The organism is Psychrobacter sp. C 20.9, assembly GCF_001921765.1.
In the GTDB taxonomy this organism is placed as follows: domain Bacteria; phylum Pseudomonadota; class Gammaproteobacteria; order Pseudomonadales; family Moraxellaceae; genus Psychrobacter; species Psychrobacter piscatorii_B.
This window is the reverse complement of sequence record NZ_MRYC01000043.1, coordinates 1-346: the sequence shown is the minus strand read 5'-3', so window position 1 is coordinate 346 and position 346 is coordinate 1. Positions and strand designations below refer to the sequence as shown.

At 44.5% G+C, this 346-nt stretch carries 1 protein-coding gene; it reads left to right on the top strand.

The features are described 5' to 3' along the window. Nucleotides 1–346 (top strand): ABC transporter permease subunit (locus BTW00_RS13735; RefSeq protein ID WP_143506629.1); only part of this gene is annotated, 346 nt, incomplete at both ends.

Genomic DNA, 346 nt, shown 5'->3' with positions numbered 1-346 from the left:
GGTGGTCTTCAGGCTATTCCGAAAGGTCAGTATGAAGGTGCAGATGCAATGGGGCTGAGTTATTGGCAATCCATGCGTTTGATCATTCTTCCACAGGCACTGCGCATTGTTATTCCTGGAATTGTGAACACTTTTATCGGTCTCTACAAAGATACAACACTTGTATCCATTATCGGTCTGTTTGATCTTATCGGTATTGGTCTGGTGGCTGTAGCAGACGTTAAATGGCGTGGTCTGGCACCGGAAACCTATGCCTTTATCGCGCTATTGTTCTTCATTTCCTGTTTTGCGATGTCGCGTTACAGCCTATGGCTTGAAAACAAACTTCACACTGGTCATAAAAGAT